At 67.6% G+C, this 22,662-nt stretch carries 26 protein-coding genes; 14 read left to right on the forward strand and 12 right to left on the reverse strand.

Going from position 1 to position 22,662, the window contains the following annotated elements:
- Positions 1-106: 106 nt before the first annotated feature.
- The 4 genes from WYM_RS21705 (at position 107) to WYM_RS21925 (ending at position 4,558) form a co-directional block, all read left to right on the forward strand.
- Positions 107-283: a hypothetical protein gene (locus WYM_RS21705; protein WP_019180246.1), complete on the forward strand. Its 177-nt coding sequence runs from the start codon at positions 107-109 to the stop codon at positions 281-283.
- Complete coding sequence (locus tag WYM_RS07665) at positions 283-3,891, forward strand: error-prone DNA polymerase (RefSeq protein WP_019180247.1); 3,609 nt, start codon at positions 283-285, stop codon at positions 3,889-3,891. The genes WYM_RS21705 and WYM_RS07665 overlap by 1 nt, the downstream gene beginning before the upstream one ends.
- A gap of 187 nt (positions 3,892-4,078) precedes the next feature.
- On the forward strand, positions 4,079-4,345 hold the full coding sequence (locus tag WYM_RS07670) for a hypothetical protein (RefSeq protein WP_019180248.1): 267 nt from the start codon (positions 4,079-4,081) through the stop codon (positions 4,343-4,345).
- A gap of 39 nt (positions 4,346-4,384) precedes the next feature.
- Complete coding sequence (locus WYM_RS21925; protein ID WP_019180249.1) at positions 4,385-4,558, forward strand: hypothetical protein; 174 nt, start codon at positions 4,385-4,387, stop codon at positions 4,556-4,558.
- A 17-nt stretch (positions 4,559-4,575) separates the two neighbouring features.
- Here the strand turns inward: WYM_RS21925 and WYM_RS07680 are convergent, their stop codons facing one another.
- The 3 genes from WYM_RS07680 to WYM_RS07690 all read right to left on the reverse strand — a co-directional run bounded on the left by WYM_RS07680 (position 4,576) and on the right by WYM_RS07690 (position 6,969).
- Positions 4,576-5,181 carry a hypothetical protein gene (locus tag WYM_RS07680; RefSeq protein ID WP_019180250.1) on the reverse strand — a complete coding sequence of 202 codons (606 nt, stop codon included), beginning with the start codon at positions 5,179-5,181 and terminating at the stop codon, positions 4,576-4,578.
- A 34-nt stretch (positions 5,182-5,215) separates the two neighbouring features.
- Positions 5,216-6,145 (reverse strand): alpha/beta fold hydrolase, encoded by a 930-nt coding sequence (locus WYM_RS07685; protein ID WP_040569179.1) that lies wholly within the window; start codon positions 6,143-6,145, stop codon positions 5,216-5,218.
- A gap of 80 nt (positions 6,146-6,225) precedes the next feature.
- Positions 6,226-6,969 (reverse strand): alpha/beta fold hydrolase, encoded by a 744-nt coding sequence (locus tag WYM_RS07690; protein ID WP_019180252.1) that lies wholly within the window; start codon positions 6,967-6,969, stop codon positions 6,226-6,228.
- Positions 6,970-7,231: 262 nt separating this feature from the next.
- Between WYM_RS07690 and WYM_RS07700 the strand changes: the two genes are divergently transcribed.
- The 4 genes from WYM_RS07700 to WYM_RS07715 all read left to right on the forward strand — a co-directional run bounded on the left by WYM_RS07700 (position 7,232) and on the right by WYM_RS07715 (position 9,527).
- Entirely contained in the window at positions 7,232-7,414 is a 183-nt protein-coding gene (locus WYM_RS07700) for a hypothetical protein (protein WP_019180254.1), read from the forward strand.
- Positions 7,411-7,830 (forward strand): hypothetical protein, encoded by a 420-nt coding sequence (locus WYM_RS07705; protein ID WP_019180255.1) that lies wholly within the window; start codon positions 7,411-7,413, stop codon positions 7,828-7,830. The genes WYM_RS07700 and WYM_RS07705 overlap by 4 nt, the downstream gene beginning before the upstream one ends.
- Positions 7,831-7,917: 87 nt before the next feature.
- On the forward strand, positions 7,918-8,673 hold the full coding sequence (locus WYM_RS07710; RefSeq protein ID WP_026059655.1) for an SDR family oxidoreductase: 756 nt from the start codon (positions 7,918-7,920) through the stop codon (positions 8,671-8,673).
- Positions 8,674-8,726: 53 nt separating this feature from the next.
- A complete protein-coding gene (locus tag WYM_RS07715; RefSeq protein WP_019180257.1) occupies positions 8,727-9,527 on the forward strand; it encodes an alpha/beta fold hydrolase in 801 nt (266 codons plus the stop codon).
- On the opposite strand, the gene WYM_RS07720 is transcribed toward WYM_RS07715, so the two are convergent.
- Complete coding sequence (locus WYM_RS07720; RefSeq protein WP_019180258.1) at positions 9,528-10,496, reverse strand: hypothetical protein; 969 nt, start codon at positions 10,494-10,496, stop codon at positions 9,528-9,530.
- 349 nt (positions 10,497-10,845) lie between these two features.
- On the opposite strand from WYM_RS07720, the gene WYM_RS07725 reads away from it, so the two are divergent.
- Together WYM_RS07725 and WYM_RS21435 are read left to right on the forward strand one after the other, a co-directional pair.
- Positions 10,846-11,061: a hypothetical protein gene (locus tag WYM_RS07725; RefSeq protein WP_157524970.1), complete on the forward strand. Its 216-nt coding sequence runs from the start codon at positions 10,846-10,848 to the stop codon at positions 11,059-11,061.
- A gap of 34 nt (positions 11,062-11,095) precedes the next feature.
- Positions 11,096-12,139, forward strand: coding sequence for an endonuclease/exonuclease/phosphatase family protein (locus tag WYM_RS21435; protein ID WP_083866176.1), 1,044 nt, complete (start codon positions 11,096-11,098; stop codon positions 12,137-12,139).
- Here the strand turns inward: WYM_RS21435 and WYM_RS22360 are convergent.
- The 4 genes from WYM_RS22360 to WYM_RS07750 all read right to left on the reverse strand — a co-directional run bounded on the left by WYM_RS22360 (position 12,023) and on the right by WYM_RS07750 (position 15,491).
- Positions 12,023-13,435 carry a helix-turn-helix transcriptional regulator gene (locus WYM_RS22360; protein WP_019180261.1) on the reverse strand — a complete coding sequence of 471 codons (1,413 nt, stop codon included), beginning with the start codon at positions 13,433-13,435 and terminating at the stop codon, positions 12,023-12,025. The two genes, WYM_RS21435 and WYM_RS22360, sit on opposite strands and share 117 nt — an antisense overlap.
- 7 nt (positions 13,436-13,442) lie before the next feature.
- Entirely contained in the window at positions 13,443-14,027 is a 585-nt protein-coding gene (locus tag WYM_RS07740) for a hypothetical protein (protein ID WP_157524972.1), read from the reverse strand.
- Positions 14,028-14,319: 292 nt separating this feature from the next.
- Positions 14,320-14,886: a dihydrofolate reductase family protein gene (locus WYM_RS07745; RefSeq protein WP_019180263.1), complete on the reverse strand. Its 567-nt coding sequence runs from the start codon at positions 14,884-14,886 to the stop codon at positions 14,320-14,322.
- A gap of 206 nt (positions 14,887-15,092) precedes the next feature.
- The gene (locus WYM_RS07750) at positions 15,093-15,491 is read right to left on the reverse strand and encodes a VOC family protein (RefSeq protein ID WP_019180264.1); all 399 of its coding nucleotides are present in this window, start codon (positions 15,489-15,491) and stop codon (positions 15,093-15,095) included.
- 68 nt (positions 15,492-15,559) lie between these two features.
- On the opposite strand from WYM_RS07750, the gene WYM_RS07755 reads away from it, so the two are divergent.
- Positions 15,560-16,162 (forward strand): TetR/AcrR family transcriptional regulator, encoded by a 603-nt coding sequence (locus tag WYM_RS07755; RefSeq protein WP_019180265.1) that lies wholly within the window; start codon positions 15,560-15,562, stop codon positions 16,160-16,162.
- 532 nt (positions 16,163-16,694) lie between these two features.
- Here WYM_RS07755 and WYM_RS21445 read toward each other — a convergent pair.
- Positions 16,695-17,003, reverse strand: a complete 309-nt coding sequence (locus WYM_RS21445; protein WP_192813725.1) for a Dabb family protein — start codon at positions 17,001-17,003, stop codon at positions 16,695-16,697.
- Positions 17,004-17,202: 199 nt separating this feature from the next.
- Between WYM_RS21445 and WYM_RS07760 the strand changes: the two genes are divergently transcribed.
- Positions 17,203-17,778 (forward strand): dienelactone hydrolase family protein, encoded by a 576-nt coding sequence (locus WYM_RS07760; protein ID WP_040569182.1) that lies wholly within the window; start codon positions 17,203-17,205, stop codon positions 17,776-17,778.
- Positions 17,779-18,192: 414 nt separating this feature from the next.
- Entirely contained in the window at positions 18,193-18,474 is a 282-nt protein-coding gene (locus WYM_RS07765; protein ID WP_019180267.1) for a hypothetical protein, read from the forward strand.
- 248 nt (positions 18,475-18,722) lie between these two features.
- On the opposite strand, the gene WYM_RS07775 is transcribed toward WYM_RS07765, so the two are convergent.
- Both WYM_RS07775 and WYM_RS21930 read right to left on the reverse strand, forming a co-directional pair.
- Complete coding sequence (locus WYM_RS07775) at positions 18,723-19,928, reverse strand: RNA polymerase sigma factor (protein ID WP_019180268.1); 1,206 nt, start codon at positions 19,926-19,928, stop codon at positions 18,723-18,725.
- Between the two features lie 6 nt (positions 19,929-19,934).
- The gene (locus WYM_RS21930; RefSeq protein WP_019180269.1) at positions 19,935-20,312 is read right to left on the reverse strand and encodes a YciI family protein; all 378 of its coding nucleotides are present in this window, start codon (positions 20,310-20,312) and stop codon (positions 19,935-19,937) included.
- Between the two features lie 529 nt (positions 20,313-20,841).
- Between WYM_RS21930 and WYM_RS07790 the strand changes: the two genes are divergently transcribed.
- Positions 20,842-21,444: a DUF998 domain-containing protein gene (locus tag WYM_RS07790; protein ID WP_019180270.1), complete on the forward strand. Its 603-nt coding sequence runs from the start codon at positions 20,842-20,844 to the stop codon at positions 21,442-21,444.
- A 524-nt stretch (positions 21,445-21,968) separates the two neighbouring features.
- Here the strand turns inward: WYM_RS07790 and WYM_RS07795 are convergent.
- Positions 21,969-22,613, reverse strand: coding sequence for a hypothetical protein (locus WYM_RS07795; protein ID WP_237739350.1), 645 nt, complete (start codon positions 22,611-22,613; stop codon positions 21,969-21,971).
- Between the last annotated feature and the right edge of the window lie 49 nt (positions 22,614-22,662).

Below are 22,662 nucleotides of genomic sequence, written 5' to 3' on the forward strand. Positions count from 1 at the left end.
GCACCGGCCCCTGAGCCCGCGCCGGCCCCCGAGCCCGCGCCGGTCCCTGAGCCCGCGCCGGTCCCCGAGCCCGCGCCGGTCCCTGACCCCGCGCCGGTCCCTGAGCTTGTCGAAGGGCCGCTTCGACAAGCTCAGCGACCAGCCGGATGAGCTCAGCGACCGGCCGGATGAGCTCAGGGACCGGCCGGATGAGCTCAGCGACCGGCCGGATGAGCTCAGCGACCAGCCGGATGAGCTCAGCGACCGGCCGGATGAGCTCAGCAACCCGTCGGGGCTGTGCTGATGGGGTTCAACAATCCCGGGGTGCCGTGGTCCGAGATGGAGCGCGTGCTCAGTGGCCGACGCCGACCCGACGTGCGGCCCGCGGGCGCCGACGGCGGCGACAGCCCGGCGTGGTCGCATAAGCGAGGCCCTTATGTTCCGCCCGCCATCTCACGCCCGGCCGAGGTCATCCCGTACGCCGAGCTGCACGCACACTCGTCGTTCTCGTTCCTCGACGGCGCGTCCTCTCCCGAAGAGCTGACCGAAGAGGCCGAACGGCTCGGGCTGCACGCGCTGGCGATCACCGACCACGATGGCTTCTACGGCATCGTGCGGTTCGCCGAGGCCGCCGAGTCGCTCGAGCTGAAGACCGTGTTCGGCGCCGAGCTGTCGCTCGAGCTTCCCAAGCCGCAGAACGGCGAGCCCGATCCGGTGGGGTCGCACCTGCTGGTGCTCGCGCGCGGCGAAGAGGGCTACCACCGGCTGGCCGCCGCGCTCACGCACGCGCAGTTGCAGGGCTCAGAAAAGGGGAGGCCGCGCTACGACCTCGACGAGCTCGCCGCGCAGGCGGCCGGCGAGTGGGCGATTCTCACCGGCTGCCGCAAGGGCGCGGTGCGGCGTGCGCTGGCGTCGGCGCCGGGAACGGCGGGAGCGGATGCAGCGGCGAGGGAGCTCGACCAGCTTGTGAGGCTGTTCGGGCGCGACGCCGTGCACGTCGAGCTCATGGACCACGGCAATCCGCTCGACACCCGCGACAACGACGTGCTGGCCGGGCTCGCGCGCGAGCGCGGTCTGCCGCTGCTCGCGACGAACAACGTGCACTATGCGGTGCCGCGGCGGCAGCTGCTGGCCGCCGCAGTCGCGGCGGTGCGCGCCAACCGTGGGCTCGACGAGCTCGACGGGTGGCTGCCGTCGCACGCCGGCGCCCACCTGCGCTCGGGTGCCGAGATGGCGGAGCGGTTCGTGAGATACCCCGATGCCGTGGCCCGCACCGTGACGCTCGCCGATGAGCTCGCCTTCCCGCTGCGTCGTGCCAAGCCCGCGCTGCCGAAGCAGAAGGTTCCCGAGGGGCACACGCCGATGTCGTGGCTGCGGCACCTGGTGTGGGAGGCGGTGCCCCGCAAGTACCCCGATCTGCGACCCGAGGACCGCGACCGCATCGAGCGCGAGCTCGGGGTGATCGAGCTGAAGGACTTTCCCGGGTACTTCCTGATCGTCTACGGCATCGTGCAAGAGGCACGGCGCCGCGGCATCCTGTGCCAAGGTCGCGGCTCTGCCGCCAACAGTGCGATCTGCTACCTGCTCGACATCACCGCGGTGGACGCGATCGCCTACGGTCTGCCGTTCGAGCGGTTCCTGTCGAGCCTGCGTGAGGAAGAGCCCGACATCGACGTCGACTTCGACTCCGACCGCCGTGAAGAGATCATCCAATGGGTCTACGCGACCTATGGGCGCGAGCGCGCGGCGCAGGTCGCGAACGTGATCCAGTACCGGCCCAAGAACGCGGTGCGCGACATGGCCAAGGCGCTCGGGCACTCGCCCGGCCAGCAGGACGCCTGGTCGAAGCAGGTGGAGCGGTGGGGCGCGATGCTCGACACCGGCGACGACCACGACATCCCCGATCAGGTCATCGAGTTCGCCTCCGAGCTGCTCAAGGCGCCGCGGCACCTCGGCATCCACTCCGGCGGCATGGTGCTCACCGACCGCCCGGTGGGCGAGGTCGTGCCCATCGAGCACGCCCGCATGGAGAACCGCACGGTGATCCAGTGGGACAAGGACGACGCCGCCTGGATGGGGCTGGTCAAGTTCGACCTGCTGGGATTGGGGATGCTGGCAGCCCTGCAGTACTGCTTCGACATGATCCGCGCCTCGACGGGCGAGGAGTGGGAGCTGTCGACGCTCCCGAAGGAGGAGCAGGCGGTCTACGACATGCTGTGCCGCGCCGATTCGATCGGGGTGTTCCAGGTCGAGTCGCGCGCGCAGATCGGCCTGCTGCCCCGGCTGCAGCCGCGACGGTTCTACGACCTCGTGATCGAGATCGCCCTCATCCGGCCCGGACCCATCCAAGGCGGCGCGGTGCACCCGTACGTGCGGCGCAAGATGGGGCTCGAGAAGGTCACCTATGCGCACCCGAAGCTGAAGCCGGTGCTCGAGCGCACGCTCGGCATCCCGGTGTTCCAGGAGCAGCTCATGCAGATGGGGGTCGCCGTCGGCGACATCAGCGGCGAGGACGCCGACCTGCTGCGCCGGGCGATGGGTTCCAAGCGCGGCATCGAGCGCATCGAGTCGCTGAAAGAGAAGCTGTACGCCGGCATGGCGAACAACGGACTGGTGGGGGATGCCGCGGATCAGATCTACGCGAAGATCCAGGCGTTCGCGAACTTCGGCTTCGCGGAGTCGCACTCGCTGTCGTTCGGGCTGCTCGTGTACGCCAGCTCGTGGATCAAGCTCCACTACCCGGCCGCATTCCTGGCCGGACTGCTGCGCGCTCAGCCGATGGGCTTCTACTCACCGGGAACACTCGTCGCCGACGCCCGGCGCCACGGCGTCGAGGTGCGTCGCCCCGACCTGCACCTCTCGGGCGTCGAAGCCCTTCTCGAACCGGTCGAGGGCGCTTCGACAGGCTCAGCGACCGGGGTGGGCTCAGCGACCGGGGTGGGTTCAGCGACCGGGGTGGGTTCAGCGACCGGGGTGGGTTCAGCGACCGGGGTGGGTTCAGCGAACGGGGTGGGTTCAGTGAACGGGGTAGGTTCAGTGAACGGGGTGGGTTCAGCGAACGGGGCGGGCTCAGCGAGCGAGGGCTCGGCGGGTGGGGTTCGACCGCCGACGGGGATGGACTCGTGCGCGAACCGGCACCAGCCGCCGGTGGGCGAGTTCGACCGCGAGGCGCCCGACGAGTCCGCCGCGCATCGTCGAGACGGCGGCTTCGCGGTCCGGCTCGGACTCGCCGGGATCAAGGGGATCGGCGCCCCGGTCGCCCAGCGCATCGTCGCCGCGCGCGACGAGGGTGGGGCGTTCCGCGATCTGCGCGACCTCGTTCGCCGCACCGGCCTCACCGCTGCGCAGGTGGAGGCGCTGGCGACGGCCGGGGCGTTCGAGAGCCTGGGGCTCGCCCGTCGCGAGGCGATCTGGCTCGCCGGCTCGGCCGCACAGGATCGGCCAGAGTTCCTGCCCGACTCCCTGGTCGCGGTGCAGCCGCCGCTGTTCACCGATCCCAGCAGCTACGAGATCCTCGCCGCCGACCTGTGGGCCACCGGCGTCTCGACCGACGACCATCCGATGACGCACTACCGCTCGGGGCTGGACGCACGCGGGATCCTGACCTCTCACGAGCTGCGCAGTCATGAGACCGGGCGCCGCGTCGAGGTCGCAGGACTGGTGACGCACCGGCAACGGCCGGCCACGGCATCCGGAGTCACCTTCCTCAATCTCGAGGACGAACACGGGCTGGTGAACATCGTGTGCTCGGTGGGGGTGTGGAACCGGTATCGCCGCATCGTGCGGGATTCGCCCGCGCTGATCGCGCGGGGCATTCTCGAGCGCTCGGCCGAAGGCGTGACCAACCTCGTCGCCGACCGGTTCGAAGACCTGCGGGTCGGCGTGCAGCACCGCGCGCGCGACTTCCGCTGACCGGGCAACACCTGGCGGGCACTTCTCCGTAGCGGTGACCGGCCATCGTCGCAAGCCCCTACGGCGTGGGCGACGCGGCCCGTAGCGTCGCAAGCATCGAAAGGAGTCGCGATGCCTGAGCACCCGCCATCACGGATGGCGGGAAGACGCAGACGTCCACTCGGGGGGAGTGGTGAGGAAGGTGATAGTGACGACCCGGCACCAGCTGGTCATCAACGGCCATACGTATCCACTCGTCGACGACGCTCAGGTCGTCGACGCCAAGCGAACCATTCTCACCGCCATTCATGACGGCGGCGCTTTCGTCGAGGTGCCGGCCGGGTCGATCACGACAGCCGAGGTGCTGATCACCTCCGCGACCTCGATCGTCATCGAGCACATCGACGTTCCCGACTCGGCTCCCGAAGAGGGCGCCCCGTCATCGGACTCCGACGGGACGGAATTCTGGCTGTGAACGGCCGTTCCGATCAGATGCAGCGAAAGGATGAACAGCATGAACCGTGACGCGACCGATCAGCCGTCGGAAGACCAGGTCGAAGGAACGCCGAAGCCCGGTGGCCTCGGCCAGGACGGCACCATCCCGAACGACCCCGACGGCGTCGCCGCCGGTCACACCGGTGAGATGTCGACCTTCGAGCCGGAAGAGGACGAGGACGCGCCGGAGTAGCGCGATGGGTCCGTGCCTCACGAACGCTCGCCCGGGTACAGCGACCGGATGCGGTGACGCTCGTAGCGAAGAGTGGCGATGAGCACCGCCAATCCGAGGGCGATCCCGACCAACGTCGCCGGCACGGTGGGAAGGCCGAGCCCGACCGTGAGCGCCAATGTCACCAGCGCACCACCGAGGACGGCGTTCACCGCACCGATCATGCTGGCCATCGTGAAGAGGTAGGAGGACTTGGAGTACCGCACGCCGAGCTCGCCGGTGACTCGTGGGTCGTCCAGGGCGATCAGCGACGGGCCGATCGGGTCGAGTGCGGCGAAGTACTCCCGGATGCGAGCCATCCGGCGCTTGGCGGTGATGTTCTCGACACTGGTGTCGACGAGCCGCACGACGGTGAACCACCCGAGCATGAAGACCGTGGGGAACACGGTGAACGTGAGCACCGCGAGCAGCGACGGCGATGAACCGGCGAAGCCGACGGCGACGAGCCCGCCGGACAGCGTCGACAGGTAGATCGTGGATCGTGTCCCGGCCTCGCTGATCGTCGAACTCGCCGCGGACTGCAGCACGAAAAGCTCTGTGCCGAGGGCTCCCCGCAGTGCGGCGGAGTCGTCGGGCTCGCTCATTCCGCTTCTCCTCTTTCTCGTGTGACGAGGCGTGTCACGGTGTTCCGGCGCCGTCGCCGGGGGGTTCAGCGACCGCGAAGATCGCCTCGGCGAAAGCGTGGGGTGCTTCGGCGGGCAGATGGTGTCCCGCACCGGGCACGAGCCGGTGCTCGCGTGGTCCGGTGAAGAGATGCGCGTGCTGCGTTCCATCCGTGGCAGGAAAGTTGCCGTCGGCCGTGCCGTCGAGCGTGATCGTGGGGACGCTGATGACAGGTGTCGTGGCGAGCAGCCGTTCGATGTCGTCGTATCGCGGGGCGCCCGGGGCCAGACCGAGCCGATGGCGGTACGAGTGGATGACGACATCGACGAAGTCCGGGTTCTCGAATGCACGGGCTGCTCGTGCGAGGTCTTCGTCAGCGAACGCCCATTCGGGCGAGTTGCGCCGCCAGATGACGTCCGCCACCTCGCGCCGGTTCAGTTCGAGCCCGCGTCGACCGCGTTCGGTCGCGAAGTACCAGAAGTACCAGAGGCCGGCTTCCAGGTCGGGTCGGCCGGGCTTCTGCGATGCCGCGATCTCTTGGATGAGGTATCCGTTCACCGACACCAAGCCAGAGATCCGCCCGGGATGCAGCGCCGCGACCACGCATGCCGCTCGGCCACCCCAGTCGTACCCCGCGAGAACCGGCTGTTCCAGCTGGAGTGCGTCGAGGAACGCGATCACGTCTGCGCCGAGAGCAGCCTGCTGACCGGTGCGACTGCTGCGCGCGTCGAGGAACCGGGTCGGTCCGTGGCCCCGCAGGTAGGGGACCAGAACACGGAATCCGGCGTCGATGAGCAGCGGTGCTACTTCGCTGTAGCTGTGGACGTCATACGGAAAGCCGTGCAGCAGCACGACCGCCTCGTCGGCGGGGTCGCCCAGGTCGTAGTAGGCAACCGAGAGTTCGCCCGCGTCGACCCGACGCAGGAGGGGAGTAGGTGTGATCATGCGCTTCTGTGCCTTCTCTTCGGGGACGGAGGAGGTGGCGCCCCGCACGCCGGACCCGGGTGCGGAGCGCCACGGATCACTCACGCGGCGTTTGCCTCGACGCCGGCGACATACGCCTTGCCGGCCTCGGCGATCACGGCGGCGACGGCGTCGGGCTGCGAGACCGAGATGGCGTGAGATGCTCCTGCGATCTCGTGAATGCCGCGGGATGCGGCTCGTTCGGCCCCGGCACGGTGGACGGCGACGGGAATGTTCAGGTCCTGGTCTCCGAAGACGTGCCACGACGGGATGCTCTTCCACGCCGGTCGCGGTGTGGGAAGCCCTTCCGAGAGCGCGGCTTCGGTGACGGGGCGCTGGGTCGCCGCCATGAGGGCGGTCTCGGCCTCATCGACATCGGCCGCGAACTGGTGGTGGAACGCGTCCGGGCGGATCGCGAACTCGTTCCCGCCGCCGGCAAGCGGGTATGCGGCGAGGGCGTCGCCCAGCGTGCTCCCGGGCGCGCTCGTCGACAGCTCGAACGCGCTCTGCCCGGTGTCGGGCACGAACGCGCAGACGTAGACCAGACCGACCACAGCGTCGTTGTCAGCCGCGGCCTCGGTGATCACCAGCCCTCCATAGGAGTGACCCACGAGGATGACGGGACCGCCGACGGAGGCGATGACGTCGCGGACGTAGGCGGCGTCGCCGGCGACGCTACGCAGCGGATTGGCGACCGCGACAGCGGTGACGCCATGACCCTGCAGTCGGGCGATGACGCCGTTCCAGGAGGCGGACTCCGCGAAGGCGCCGTGGACGAGGACGATGGTCGGTTTCTGAGCGGTCATGATCTTCTCTCTGTTCTTTCTCGTGTTGGGTGGGTGGTCGGTCGGTCAGACTGCGGCGAAGGCCTTGCGGAGAACACGCACGGCCTGCTCGATGGCGGCCGTCGTCGCCGCGGAGGACGTATCGAGCTCGATGTGTCTGCGGGCGGCCATGCCAGAGAAGACCGGGCAGCGCGGCGACCTGTGACGGATTTCTCGCATCAGGCATCAGCCGACGGCAACTGTCACAGATCGTGAGGCTGCTCGGTCATACCTGTGAGCACTCATGACTGACAACGACACCCACGCACATCTCGCTGCCTCGCACGCGGCGTTCCAACGTTCCCGCCGCCGCGCTTTCGGCATCGCGTACCGCATGCTGGGCAGTGTCACCGCCGAAGGGATCACGCGTCTGCTCTGGGTCATGAGCCCGGACAAGCTGCGCCACGTCGCGAATGTCGGGGCATGACCTCGTGGTATGCCCGGCGACTGCAGCACCTCCGCCCGGGCCGGGGATCGCAGGCGTCCTCAGCTGGCGCCATCACTGAAGCACTGCGCCATGCCTGGGAGCAGCGGGACGCGGAGCAGTTGGCGGCCGCCGTGACCCGGCGCGCGACCCTCACCATGGACAGCGGCGGCGAGACGCCAGGCCTTTCCGGCGTCCTCTCCGGCCGTGCTGAAGTCGGAGCGGCGCTCCTCCGTCTGACCGACACCTACCACCCGGCATCCGTCGAACCGGCTGAGGTCAACGGCGGTCCCGGAATCGTCCTCCGTTCGGGCGCCCGAGTCGTGGGTGTGATCGCCGTCGCCATCCGTGGTGGCCGCGTCGATCAACTGTGGGCAGTGCTCAACCCCGACAAGCTCACGCACTGGAACCTCTGCTGAATCCGCCGGTCTGTCACAACGACGAGGTCGCCCTTGTCATAGCTGGTGGGCGTCACAACGACGCCCGCTCACTCGGAAGGCATGGACATGGCACGAATCGTCGTCATCGGAGGCACCGGCCTCATCGGCTCTAAGGTCGTCGCAAAGCTCACCGAACACGGGCATGACGCCGTCGCGGCGGCTCCCAACACCGGGGTCAACACCATCACCGGCGAAGGATTGGCCGAGGCGCTGACCGGCGCGAACGTCGTCGTCGACGTGTCCAATTCGCCTTCCTTCGCTCCGGACGATGTCATGAACTTCTTCACGACCTCGACGAGCAACCTGCTGAAGGCGGAAGCCGAGGCGGGGGTCACGCACCACGTCGCACTGACGATCGTGGGCACGAACCGCCCACAGAGCATCCCGTACTTCGCGGCGAAGGTCGCTCAAGAGAAGCTGATCCGCGAGTCGGGAATTCCGTACTCGCTCGTGCACGCGACGCAGTTCTTCGAGTTCGTCGGAAGCATCGCCGACATCTCTACCGAAGGCGAGACGGTCCGCCTTCCCGGTGCCCTCGTGCAGCCCATCGCGGCGGAGGATGTCGCCACTGCCGTCGCCCGCACGGCGGCCGGCAGCCCCGTGGGCGACGTCGAGATCGCGGGGCCGGAGGCGTTCGGCATGGACGAGTTCATCCGACGCGGCCTGAGCTTCCGCAAGGACTCTCGTACGGTGGTCCGCGACGACACAGCGCCGTACTACGGCGCCGTCGTGGAGGAGCGCACCCTCGTTCCCGTCGACGGAGCGCAGATCTTCGAGACGCGCCTCGAGGAGTGGCTTCCCCTGAACCCGCCGCGCGCCTGAACCTGCGCCATGATGCTCCGCCGGCCGGTCCGCCGACGGAGCATCATGGAGCCATGACGATGCGCGTGCAGCTGAGTCCGACGGCGACACTGGCCTACGACGCGATCGGGAGCGGTATTCCGCTCCTGGCGCTGCACGGTGCGTACTCGGCACGTGCCGAAGTGCGGGGCTTTCTCGAGCCGATGCTCGCCGAGCGGCCGGTGCGCCGGATCTATGCGGATCTGCCGGGCCACGGCGAGTCACGGCCTTCCAGCGGACTTCGAACTCCGGATGACGTCCTCGACCTCGTCGACCGATTGTTGGAAGCCGAGACGTCCGGCGGCCGGTTCCTCGTTCTCGGGCACTCTTTCGGGGGCCATTTCGCACGGGCGATCGCCGCGCGGCATCCCGACAGGGTCGCCGGGATGGCGCTCATTTGCTCGTTCGTCGCGGGGGAGCAGCGCACCGCCGAGAGCCGGGTGGTTCGTGACGACGGAGCGTCAGCCGCCCTCGACCCTGACCGGCGGAGCGAATACGAGGGCTACTTCGTCGTGCGGACGGCGGACACCCTCGAGCGCTTTCGAAGGGCGGTCATACCGGCCACCGGCGATGTGGACGACGAGACTCTCGAGGTCGCCATCGCCGCAGGACCCCACGCTGCGGACCCGGATGAGGTCGCCGTCGACGCCCCGGTGCTCGTGATGTCGGGACGACACGACAGCTGGGTGGGGTGGGAGCGCCAGGAGCGCCTCGGCGATCTCTATCCGCATGCCACTGTCGTGACTGCCGCCGACGCAGGCCACGCGCTGCCGCACGAACGTCCCGGTCTGGTTACGGCGCTCCTTTGCGACTGGCTGGACGAGATCGGCGTGTGATCAGCGGGCTTCGTCCCACCACTGCAGCACGCGTGTTCCGAAGAGGGTGAGCCACCGCGACGGCTCGCCCTCGGCGACGTCGACATCGAACCACGTTCGGCCGGCGAGCGCCGCTCCCTGCAACCAGGTCCCGTCCGGTTGCCGGGCCTTCCGTACGACCTCGACGGCGTCGGCCAGTCGAGGATCGGGTGGGATGCCGTCGTGCAGGGCTGCCTCACGGAAATAGTCCAGCGCAGCCAGGGCGCTGTACCGGTGCCGGTTGGGGTAGACGAACTCCGTCGCGAAGTCGCCGACCAGCGCTCCGGTACTCGCGCGGTAGAGCAGGTTGCGGGAGAGAAGGTACTTCTCACCGAGTCGCCGCGTCTCACGAAGGGTCGTGGCGCCGGTCAGCTTCTCGTACGCGAGCAGGCCGACGACCGCGTTCAGGGTCGAGTGGAACGAGGAGCGGGTCGAGTTCCCCTCTTCCGCTTCGCAATTCCAGCCGCCGTCGGCGAGCCGGTGCGAGGGGAACCACTCGGCGAGCGCGCTCACATCGGCACCGAGCCAGGCGCCGGCGGCCAGCGTGTACGAGTTGATGCAGACGTCGATCTCGCCACCCCAGTAGGGGAGGTCGGCATAGTCCCACCGGCTGTTCGCATCCAGCTTCTCTGCGGTGCCGCTCAGGGTCGAGGCGTCGAGACCCCATTCCCGCAGGTCTTTGAGCGCCCAGGTGGTCGCGATCCACGGCTGGCCGGGTCGACTCGGCTCATCGCTCTCGAAGAAGCCGGCCGGGAAGAACGAGCCGCCGGCCCACTGCCCGTCCGGGTCCTGCTTCGACAGCAGCTGCGCACCGAACCCCTCGGACGCGATGAGGGAGCGGGTCGCCTCCCACGTCGCTTGGGGAGCTTTCACGAGATCACGTTCGACCTGCCACCGCAGGGCGGGATCGGAGTCCATCAGCCAGGTCAGCACGCGAGTCTCGATCGCCATTTCTGCACCGTACCGGCGACCGCGGACGCGACGAAAGCGCCGGCCTGCGGCATCCGCTGCGCGAAAGAGGCGTGCGTGGACGGACCGAAGCGTAAGAAATACTCGGCGGTTCGACCTTCGTCAAGCCCCTCATCGAGAGCGCGACCATCGCGCACGCTGAACGCACTTCGCCGCTCGAATCGTCGTCGCAGCGGACCTGCTCGGGCCGATGTCGTAGCCCGGCTGGCTCGTGCGGGATGACAGCGCGGCGAGACGATCGTTGGATTGACGACGGCATCGTGGGACGATGCCGTGGACGGCTCGCGATCGGGGGAGAGGCGGCTGTTGCTCAGGGACTGGAGGCCAGCAGGTGAGCTTGGGGTATGACGTATCGGTGTGGGAGCGGTATGCGACCGAGCTGGCGCTCGCCTTCGGCGATACGGCGACGCGGATCAAGGCCGTGCGCACCGCCTACTACGTGCAGGGCTTCGACGTCGATCTGATCTCGGACGCCAGTGGCTTTCCGGTGTGGAGGGTGCGGCAGGCGATCCGCGACGGGGCGCCGAGCCCGGAACAGGATGCGTAGGTCCACGGCTCTTTGACTGCGCGAGGACCGAGGAATGGAGCGACCCGAGATTTTGCGCCCGCCGGAGCGGCTCAGGGTATTGACGTTCAACGTCCTGGACCGTGCCCAGGCGGAGGGCGACAAGCGGGAAGTGATCCTCAAGGACGGACTGGCGCGTCTCGACGCCGATGTCATCGCCCTGCAGGAGGTCACGCGGTCGGACGAGGTCGACCAGGCACGTGACTGGTTCGGATTCGAAGTGACGATCATCGACCACCCGAACGCGCCCGGGGAGTCGGTGGGGGCGTGCTTGGTCAGTCGCCACCCCGTGGCCGCGACGCACGTGCTGGGCAGCCCGGCAGCTGCACGCGCGCCCGGACTGCCCTGGCTCGGCGCGGTGGCGGCGGAAGTGCTCGTCCCGCCGCCGATAGGACCGGTTCTGGTGATCCACCACAAGCCGAGCTGGCAGCTCGACAGGGAGGACCTGCGCGAGAACCAGGCGGTGGCCGTCGCGCGGTTCGCCGACGACCTCACTCGCGACCGTCCCGATCTGCCGGTCATTCTCGTCGGAGACTTCGACGCTGCTCCGGATGCCGCGAGCATGCGGTTCCTCACCGGCAAGGCGTCGCTCGGGGGGATGGCAGTCCGCTACGAAGATTGCTGGGAGGCCCTTCATCCGCGGGAGGCCGGCCACACCTTCAGCCCGCGGAATCCGCTGGTGAGGGCGGGCCAGATGCCCCTCGAACGAGGCCGCCGCATCGATCACATCATGGTCAGATCCGGCGACCACGGGCCGCTTCTCGATGTGGCAGAGTGCCGGCTGGTCTTCGACGAGGAAGTGGACGGAGTATGGGGGAGCGATCACTTCGGGGTCTGCGCCGACCTGGTTCCGCCACCGCATCGGCCCCGGGGAGTGGGGCGCAGCGTCGCGGTGATGTTCGAACGGCCTCACGGAGTCGAGTTGCGACCCCCGCACCGAGGGTCAGTTAGCGAGTCCATGCGCTGTCTTGGGCTGCGATTCGTTCGGGCCGAGTCTCTGTGTCGAATCGGTCCGCAGCCACGCTGCGGCGGCTTGGACACGGCGGTTGACGTCGGCTGACCGGCCGAGTCCGAGCTTGTCGAAGATGTTGGAGACGTGGGTGTCGACGGTGCGTTCGGAGACGAATAGCTGGGCCGCGATCGCTGCGTTGCTCCGTCCCTCGGCGATGAGCGCGAGCACTTCACGCTCACGTGGCGAGAGCGATCCCTCGAGGAACGGGCGCGCGCCGATGAGTTCACGCGGCGGCTCGGCCGCTATGAATCTCTGCAGCCGACGGGAGAGCGGAGTGAACGCTGCGACGAACAGGACAGCGAGGACGAGTGTGCCGACGCTCGCGATCAATACCGCCTGATCTCGTGCCACCACAGCGAGCATGGAGGCGAGCAGGCTGGCCAGTTGCGCGCTCACGAGCGCCCAGAGGCCCAGCAGAACCCACCGCACTGAGCGGGCCGCGGCACCTGTTACACCGTCGTCGCGAGTGGTGTGGGCGATGAGGACTCCCGCGGCGACGATCACCGGCGGCATGCAGAATGCGACCCAAAGCACCGCCGCCGCAAGGGACTGGTCGATCAGCGCGGCCTCGGCTGCGATAAGGAGCAGAAAGTTCGTGACGATGGTGAGCAGCGGAGCGCATGAGGCGACGGCGGCGACGGTGACGCGGGCGCGTAGCAGACCGCGTGCGCGAACAGCAGCCATCCATGCAAGCGCAGCCACGACGACCATGGACAGCATCCACAGCGCTGTCATGATGCCGAACATGCCGGTCAAGAGGACGGATGTCTCGTCGGGGATGAGTGGTGCGAGCGGCGCGCCGAGGCTCCGGTACGCGTCTGGGCATGACGTGTCCGGGCAACTCGCCTCCGGCGAGACGGTGACCAGTCCGATTGCGAAAGTGACGACGAGGAGCCCGGCGATGCCCAGGCGCCACCACCGCAGCTTCCGTGGCTGATGGTCGACCTCCTCGATCGCGATCAGCGCGACCAGCCCGGCGAGGGTGACGGAAACCATGTACCAGCCACCCTCCAGCGCGACGAGCACCTCGGCGAGAACCGACCCGCTCGGAGCCGCTGCGCCGGCGCCGGCCGCCCACACGATGTAGGCCGAAAGACTCGCTCCGAGCCAGAGCGTCGCACGCGAGGTGCGCGCATGTCCACGCTCGCGGAGCGCCGCGGCACAGCCGATGACTGCGAGAGCTGAACCCGCGCAGACGATGGCGAAGAACAATGGCGTCGCGGGCACAGACCCCGCCAGGTAGACGGCTGTGAAGCACCCGAGAGCTACCACCGTGAGCGCACCGGTGGCCCACGGCGCGGCCACGCCCCAGGTCCGTGAGTGCTCGGTGATGCTCCCGGGCATGCGCCGATTATCCCGCGTGACGTCGCGCTGCGGCAGGTGTGCCGGTGGCATACTGCCAGCCGCCGGCACCGAAGCCGACCGCCACGACGACCCATCCGATTGCGAGTGCCCATCCGGCGATGAATCCACCGAGCATCACCAGCGGAATCGCCGCGACGAGAACGATCGCAGCCCAGAGTAAGTATGCGTGGCGCCGACTAGCGACCAACGCCGCGATCCCGAGAAGCAGGATGCCGGCGGGAAGCGTCACGAACAGCACGTTGATGACTGATCCTTGGACCTGCCCGTCGATACCCCCGATGAAGGTGAGCAGGTCGTCGCCGACGAGCCCCACCGCCGGCGCCGCGGCGACCGCGGCGACCGGCCCCGGGTAGGCCGCGACGCAGAACCCCACGAACGTCAGCGCTGTGGCGACCGCTCCCAAATGCGGAGCACCGCGTCTGATCGCCGCGCCGACGACGAGTGAAGCGATCGCTCCAAAGACGCCGGCGACGATCAGAAAGAGCAATCCCCACTGTGCCCCCACGGGATCGGCGGCGATCGCCGCGGCCGATGCAGGGATGTCTGACGCCGGGTCATACGGTGTGCTCACCGCCCACCCTGCCATGGCGAGTGGGCCAACCGGAGTCGTGACAGCGAGCGCGATACGCCCGCGAGAGGTCTGGGCTAGGACGGTCGCACTCGGTGCGACAGATGCTGTGGACATGTGCTTGCTTCCTCGCTGTCTCCGACGAATTCGGAGCGTTCGGCCCGAAGCTACGACGGGGGCGAGCCTCAGCGCCTCGGTGCCACCACGGAATCAGGACACTCCGTGCCGGCACGGACCCTCCGGGCGGAACCTCCCGAACGAGTCGGTGCTGGCCGTCGACGACCTCCGGTACCGGTCAGTGGTTCACGTCGTAGACGACCTTCACGACACCGTTGGCGTACGCCGCCGATTCGCGCAGCGTGAGCTGCTGCGGCGCCGCCGGGAAGATCGTCTTGCCTGAGCCGAGCAACACCGGGAACACGAGCAGGTTGTACCGGTCGATGAGGTTGGCCTCAGCGAGACGTGTGGCAAGGTCGGCGCTGCCGTGGATGAAGACGCCGCCGCCCTCGCCGTCGCGCAGCGCCGCTACCTCTTCCGTCGAGCGCAGGATGCGGGTCTCGCCCCAGCCATCGAGCAGGTCGTCCTCGGCGAGCGTGGTGGACGCGACGTACTTGGGCAGGTCGCGGTACGCCGCGTGGTCCTCTGATTCTCGCCAGAACGGCGCGAACGCCTCGTAGCTACGGCGGCCGAACAGGAGTGCCGTGGTATCAGCCAGCTCTTCGCCCTTCAGAGAGTAGGCGTCGGCGTCGAACGGGGTGCGGAACACCCACCCACCGTTAGGGTGACCTTCGACCGCACCGCCGGGCGAATCGACGATGCCGTCAACGGTGATGAAGCCGGTATAAACAAGTTCGCGGGTCATTCTCTGCTCCAAGTCCGGGGTCGCATTTCACCCCCTTGCTATGGCGTCGAACGAACATCGTCCAGATCGACACCGACGCCAGGCCAGTGCCCGGCGTCCTGTTCGGCGAGCTAGGCGCTTTGCTTGCTGCGTGCGGCGCATCGGAAAGCTGGCTGAGCTACGGGTTTCCGCGATAGCCGGCCGAATAAGGTTGATGTCCCGCACGATCAAGAGGCGAAGGCGTCCGCGAACTCGGGGCTCGGCGAGATCTCTTCGATCACGTCGACCAGGATGCTTCCCGGCGCTTCGACGATGAAGTGGCGCTGACCGAAAACCTCGTCCCGCAGCTCGAGCCTGATGGGCAGACCCCGATCCCGCAGGCGGGCGTACTCGACGGTCGCGTCGTCGATCTCGAGGTTCAGCAGAACGCCGCCGCACGGCACACGGAATCCTTCCGGGATCGTGGGATGCGTGCAGTCCAGCACCGCGAGCTCGTGCGACCCGTGGCGCAGACTCACGTACCAGTCGGCCGAGAAGCTCACCTCGAACCCGAAGTGACTGACGAAGAAGTGCGCCACGAGGGAGGGATCCGCGACCTGCAGCACGGGATACGAACTCTTGAGCATGATCTCATCTCCTTACGTACAATATGAATGTAAGAACTATACATACCGATTGTACGTAAAGGAAACCTATGCCTCGCGCCTCTGCCGCGGACGCCGCGCTCACTGCTCAGAAGGTGCTGGATGCCGCGCTGCGATGCTTCACGGAGCACGGCTACCACGCGACGTCCGTCGATCAGATCGCCAAGTCCGCTGGCGTGACCCGCGGGGCGGTGTATCACCATTTCCACGACAAGACCGGCCTCCTCCGGGCGATCGTCCGCGCCGGGCATGAGCGCGTCGCCGCGTACGTGGTCGCTCGGTCTGAACCACACGAGGACGACCCCGTGGCACTCCTGCGGTCGGGCTGCCATGCGTTCGTCGATGGCGTCACGCAGGACGAGGCTGCCCGGCTCATCCTCATCGACGGTCCTGCTGCGCTCGGCTGGACCGAGTGGCGAGCGCTTGACGAGGCGGCTTCCATGAGTGAGCTTCGCGAAGCACTTGCCCTTCTTGTCCCGACGGCGCAGGTCGAGGCTCTCACCCGACTGCTCTCGGGTGCGATGAACGAGGGCGTCCTCTGGCTCATCCACCGCCCCGACGATCGAGAGGCCCGCGACGCTATCCACCGGGCTCTGGACCAGCTCGTCGACGCCGTCGGCGCATCCGCAACCGGCCCCACAGCTGCGTCGTAGCCGTAGTCCCCCCGCGTGGCGCTGAGATCGAGCGGCACCGGGTGAAACCTTGCGGCGCGGAGCGCCATTCGGCCGCGCGCTCGAGCGCGCGCATCCGGGCAGCCGCCGTGACACCTGCGGCGAGCACGAGACTGAGGGCGCCGTCCCACAGCACCAGATCGCTGGCACCCGGCACTGCGAACCCGACCAGGAGACCGACGATCACTAGCGCCAACTTGCTGCTCAGCGCGATGACCCACACAGCGAGCAGTCCGGGACGGACGGCAAGGAGGGCAAAGAGTGCAGCCCACGTCGTAAGCCCGACCGTCCGCCAGACCTCCGCGACGAGAACCTCTGCTGACGCGTCCCGCAACGCGGTGGCGCTGAATACCGCCGCGACGAGCGCGAGCACCGCGGCCACGGTCGCAGCGGCTCGAGCGATCAGTCTGTACCGGCGCATCGCGCCAGGATCACCCGCCGAAATGAACAGCAGGTCACCGATCGCGGCTCAACATGGTGAAGGGACTCCGACCATCGCCGCCCGCTCTGCTAGCTACGCATCGACGTCGTATACGACGACTTCCTCGGCCAGTTGGGAGATTTGTTCCGCTATAGGTTGATGGGCCGGATGGGGGAGGTAACCATCACGAGCTTCACGGCTCGAGAAGCTCACGATGAGCGCCCAGTCGAAGCCGCCTCCGAGACCTTCGGGACTTGTATTGGCTCCGCAATGAACGGCGAGCACGCCGGGGATCGTCTCCACGAATGCGCCCGCCGTGACGCTGAGTTCCTCCAACGCGGCGGCGGTGATGTCGGCGCCCCAGCGGACGAGCACAACATGGACAACGGATGGTGTGGACACACACCCAGGATGCACCATCAAGCCTCCCTCGGCCGGCGCGCGGCAGTCCGGTGGCGCTGATGAGAACGATCAGTTTGCGTCGCGCAGTAACGGGGCGGATCACCCCTAGAGATCCTCTCGCAAGGGCGGGAGCCGTTGACTTTCCTGCTGAGCCCGGATGATCTTGAAGCACTCGGTCGGCGTGGTGCACACTGACCGGATGGCTGACATCGTGCTGTTTCCGTCCGTCCTCGGTGTCCGACCTGGTATTCAAGACGCGGCTGACCTGCTCGGGGAAGATGGGCACCGTGTTCTCATCGTGGACATGTACGGCGGCAGAGTCTTCGACGACTACGACGACGCCAGCGCCTACGAGGAGTCCATCGGCTACCCCGAATTGATGCGACGTGCACGAGAAGCGGTGAAGGACATCCCCGACGGATTCCTGACTGCCGGGTTCTCGAACGGTGCGGCGATGGCGGAGTACGTGGCGACTCAGCGGGCGGTGAAGGGCGTGTTGATGTTTTCAGGTGCCCTGGATGTCAAGATGCTGGGTGCTGACTCCTGGCCCGCCGGCGTGAACGCCCAGATCCATTGCGCCATCGACGACCCCTTCCGAGATCAGGCGGGAATCGACGCGGTTGTGGAACAGATACGAGCCGCCGGCGCCGACGTGCAGGTGTTCGACTACCCCGGCGCAGGCCATCTGTTCACCGACCGGTCGATGCCCTCGGAGTACGACGCGCAGGCGGCAGGCCCACTGTGGTCGCGGGTGCGTGCGTTTTGCATGTCGTAGGTGCGCCCAGCGACTCCTCATCGAGACGCAGGTGGCAGCTGGCCCATCGCAGTGCACGTCGGCAGTCCGCCCCAGACCGGCCACGTGCGGCCCACGCCTCTCGTAGCAGGCGTAATGTCGAGTGCGCTCCGCGGAAACGGTCCACGGAGGTAGGCCAGAACGCTGCAGATAGGTTCTGGCAAGCGCACCGGAGGCAACACAGTGACTACAGATTTCATCGTTCGGGGTGATCACCTCCCCGTCCTTTCCGCCCTCGCCGTTATCCAGGCGCCGGGGTCGCACTCTCCCCAAGCACTGATCTGGGGTCTCGACCTTCGGCATGAAGCGACGAGGCACGCAGCGCAGAAGCGGCTACGTCATACTTCTCGCGATGTCGCCGGGCTGGCGGCCATCTACCCCCGGCTCACTCATGTCGTGGTCGCCTACACGCACGGCGGCTCACTGCCCGAGGGGGCCTGCCTCGCGGCGGCAGCGCAGGCAGCCACGCGGATGCATTCCACTCTCGAGCGCAGCCGGGGTGAATCGGTCGATGTCGTCAACCTCGACGTCACCGGCTGGGAAGATGGCGAATTGCTTCGCGATCGCGTCCTCGAGGCCGTCGCAGGGAATCCCCGGGCAGCCGGCGATGCCGCACTCGCCTGGCACGACATCATCGACACCCCCATCCATTCCGCAGCCATGCGGCAGTTCTACTGACACCTCCGGCCGCGGCCCTGGTCCTGCCCACGGCACCCAGACGGCGCCGCCTCCTCGCACGCCGCACGACGATCGACGAGCGCGCCGGTTGCTCATGAGGTCGGCCGCAGGGGTGCAACCGGCTTGTGCCGGTCAGGGCGAGACGTCAGGTCGGCCGAGTGCCGGTCAGTGCTGCACGTCATAGACGACTTTCACGACACCGTCGGTGATGAAGCCGGTATCGAGGGGATGTCCGATCGACGAGTTTCTCACCCTGTTTCTTCCGCCGCGGCGCGCAGAAGCCATCGGCGTTCGCTCTGGTTGCGTGTGAGTCGTGCTGCGAGGGCGTATGCGTCCCGGGCCTCGGCTGGTCGACCCGCGCGCGCGAGCAGGTGCGCTCGCACGGCAAGGGTCTGGTGGGTGGGCGCTGCCGTTATCGTGGTGAGTTCTGCGAGGCCGGCTTCGGCCCCGTTCACCTCACCGATCGCGACGCAGCGCCCAAGCGAGCTGATTGGTCCAGGGTCCAGTGCGCAGAGCACCTCGTAGAGCCCGAGGATCTGACGCCAGTCGGTCGTGTGGGCGGTGACGGCCTCGTCATGCACGGCGGCGATCGCCGCGCGCAGCTGGAACGGGCCGAGCGGATGGGAACGCAGCGCTTCGGTCACCAGCTCGACGCCCTCGGAGACCAGCTGGGGTCGCCACAGCGTGCGGTCCTGCTCCGCGAGCGGGACCAGCACACCACCCGCATCCACGCGTGCGGGCTGGCGTGCGTCGGTCAGAAGGATGAGCGCGATCAGCCCCATCACTTCACCTCGCCACTCATACGGCGCTTGCGCCAGGAGCATGCGCGCCAGTCGGAGGGACTCTGCGGCCAGCGCGGGACGGCTGATCGCGTCCCCCTCGACAGCGGTGTGCGATTCGGTGTGGATCAGTCCGAGCACATCGAGCACGGCAGGCAGGCGCTGCCCAACGTCGACGATCGAGTCGAGGGGGATGCCGCGGAGGGTGGACTTCGCTCGGGATATGCGCGTACCGATCGTCGCCTCGGAGACGACCAATCCGCGGGCGATCTCGCGGGTGGTCAATCCGCCGACGCATCGCAACGTCAAGGCCACCTGCGACCCGTGGGACAGCGCCGGATGGCAGCACAGGAAGAACAGCAGGAGCGTGTCGTCCTCGTCCGATGACGCGAGGGTCAACTCCATCGACGCCACTCGTCGCTCGCGTTCCCGCCGCGCGATCTCGGAGCGCATCGTGTCGATCGCTCGCCGAGTTGCGACGGTGACGAGCCACGCGACCGGTTGATTAGGGATGCCCTCGATACGCCATTGTCGGGCTGCGGCGATCAAGGCCTCCTGAACGGCGTCCTCCGCGTCGTCGAAGTTCCCGATCCGGCGCACCAGGATCGCCAGTGCCCGGGGTGCCGCCGCGCGTAGGGCGGAGGTGAGCGCGGCGGCAGGGGGTGGCGTCGGCATCAGGGGTCACGTAGTGGCCGCGAAGTCCGCTTCGGTCCATACCCGCGCGATACGAACCCCGTCGGTCGCGGCCGCTTCCGGGAACCGCGCGGCGATCACGGCTGCCCGTGCTTCGTCGTCGACGTCGACGAGGTAGTAGCCGGAGACGACCTCGGTCACCTCGGGCAACGGAGCGTTCGTCACCAACGGTCCCTGGGGCCCACGGCTGACCAGCTTCTGGGCGTCGGTGTCGAGCGCCTTCGAGTCGACCAGCTCGCCCGTCGATTCGAGCTCCGTTTGCACGTCCCAGTAGATCTGATAGGCCGCGGACCGCTCGTCATCGGTCATACCGGCGAACAACTCGATCACGGCCGGGTTGTTGTGGATGAGAATGAGGTACTTCACTCTGTGCTCCTTGTTTCGGCCACCGGATGCGGCCATCTCAGTGTGTCGGAGCCATCGCCAAGATCTCGACATCATCCCTCCAACATCGTCCGACGCGCTCCCGCCAACGCCCGACCAGCCGCCTGGTAGGCGAGCCACCTCCGCGCGGCGACCGAACACGGATCGCCTCGCGAGCGAGTGATCACAGCGGTCCGAATACGTCCTTGAGTTCAGCATGCAGGTCGAGCTGGTCGAGGAGCGGCGCAAGTTCGCGTTCCTCGAATCGGAAGTGCGATTCCATGATCGCCGCGAAGCCCTCTAGGTGCTGGGCGAGGGCGCGGCGTCGTACTCGCGGCTGTCGCACAATCGGAAGACGCGTGCGAGGTGCCCGCCGACGGGAGGGCCTGCCTTCGCCACGGTTCGAGGATCCAGTGTGAACGCCCACTATGGCGCGCAAGTGGGAGCGGAATAGCGCAGGACTGCGAGCTGCCGTCGGTAGAGTGCGGCGCAGGAGGATGCCCGTGGTCGCTGCAGGTATGGCAGTCGGATATTGAGCGTCGCTGACATCGCCGCCGTGACGGCGCTCGTCACCGGTGGGGCCACAGTTGCGCTGATCGTAATTCTGCACGTGCTCGAGCCCGAGTACGACCCGTCCTGGCGGATGATCAGCGAGTACTCCGTCGGGCGATACGGGTGGGTCATGCGCATCGCCTTCGTCACGATGGCGATCAGCCCGGCCGCGATGTGCGTGGCGCTGTGGCCGCTCGGCGGCGCGTGGACGATCGGCCTTGCCGCCGTTGCGCTGGGCGCGCTCGGTGCCGCGTTCATCGACGCCGATCCCATCATGACTCCGCGTGCTGAGGCCACGCGCGTGGGCAGGGCGCACACGGTGCTGGGTGGTGTGTTGCTCGCCGGCTTTCCTCCTGCCGCGCTGTTGGCGGGAGTCGGGGTGATGACCGCGCTCGGATGGGTGTTGGCGATCGCCTCTGTTGTTCCATGGGCCGGCCTGGTCTGGTTCCTCATCGCCGCTGCCCCCGCGCACGGGCAGGGCGGCTCTCCTGAGATTCGAATCGGATGGCCGGACAGGTTCTGCCTTGTGGCCTACCTGGGATGGGTGGTGGTCGCCGCTATCGGCGTTCTGTCCGTCGTGTGATGCAAGAGCGCCTTCGCGAAGGCGAACTCGCATCAAGCGCCATCTCGACCGACACTTCCCGCGAGCGAGAACGCATCTCGGTCCGGCCCGACCCGCTTGAGTGTGGGCAAACTCGCGAAACTGGGACTCGAAGTCGCGAGAAAACGCCTGTCGGGAAGCGAAAAAGAATGATGCCCCTGGAGGGACTCGAACACGTCTTGAGCATTTTGCATGGCGACGTGGAACGACAAGTTTCGCGGAATTACGCGGGTTTCTGAGAGTCAACCGACGTAGAGCGACGTCCGAAAACAGCCAGCGGCAAATGGAATGCGGGCAAATTGCGGGCAAGAATCTGCTGTCGGGGAGTGGTATTTCGGCCCACGCCGCGATCAAATGCGGGCAAGCTTGCGCTGAACACAACGCCAAGGCGTCCATTTTGGGCACTCTGATTAAGCGCTGAGACCTTCGTTTAGCAACATGTTCGAACGGCCATCGGCACTCGTTGTGGCTGGCACCCCGCGAACAGACGGCATCCCCGCCGCGTCTCATCGGCCGGTCGAAGGCCCTCCGGGCTGGGACGGCCCCTGGTGAGGCGCCGCAGGGTCATATGGTCTGCCCGGGTTGTATGGGTCGACCGCCGGCGCCCGCCGGGGTTCCTGGATCCGTACCTCGGGAGCCAGACCCGAGTCGCGAGCGCGACTCATGAGGCGGGTCGCGGTGCTCTGGCTGATCTGCAGGGTGTCGGCGACGAGCTTGAGCGGCGGATAGCTGATCGCCGTCGCGACGCGATAGACGGCGATCGCGGCGTAGAGGGACTCGATGGGCTCGCGCTCCTCGTGCGCCCGCACGCGACTGAGAAAGTCGCGCACCGGTATGGGGTCGAGCTTGTCGCGATCCTCGCTGTCGACGTCGACGGTGACGACATCGAGAGCTGACCTCGTCATGATCCAGTGCGTTCGCACCTCGCGGAGCACCTGGCTAGTGACGTCGACGCCTTCCGCTTCGCGCTCGAGGGCAGCGAAGACGACCGCGGTGCGTCCGAGCATGTCATCCCACTCCACGCGGACGGTGATCGTGCCGGGAACGTCCTGCTCACCCGACACACGCGCGCGCCAGGACTTCGGGAGCGTCACCCCACTGCCGAGATCAATGCGTTCGTCGCTGAAGTCATACACCTCGACGTCTGCCATGAAGCCCACTATTCCAGGTCCTCGAAGAATCGCGAAGAAGACTGTCGAT

This window comes from Microbacterium yannicii PS01, from assembly GCF_000304335.1.
Taxonomy (GTDB): domain Bacteria; phylum Actinomycetota; class Actinomycetes; order Actinomycetales; family Microbacteriaceae; genus Microbacterium; species Microbacterium yannicii_A.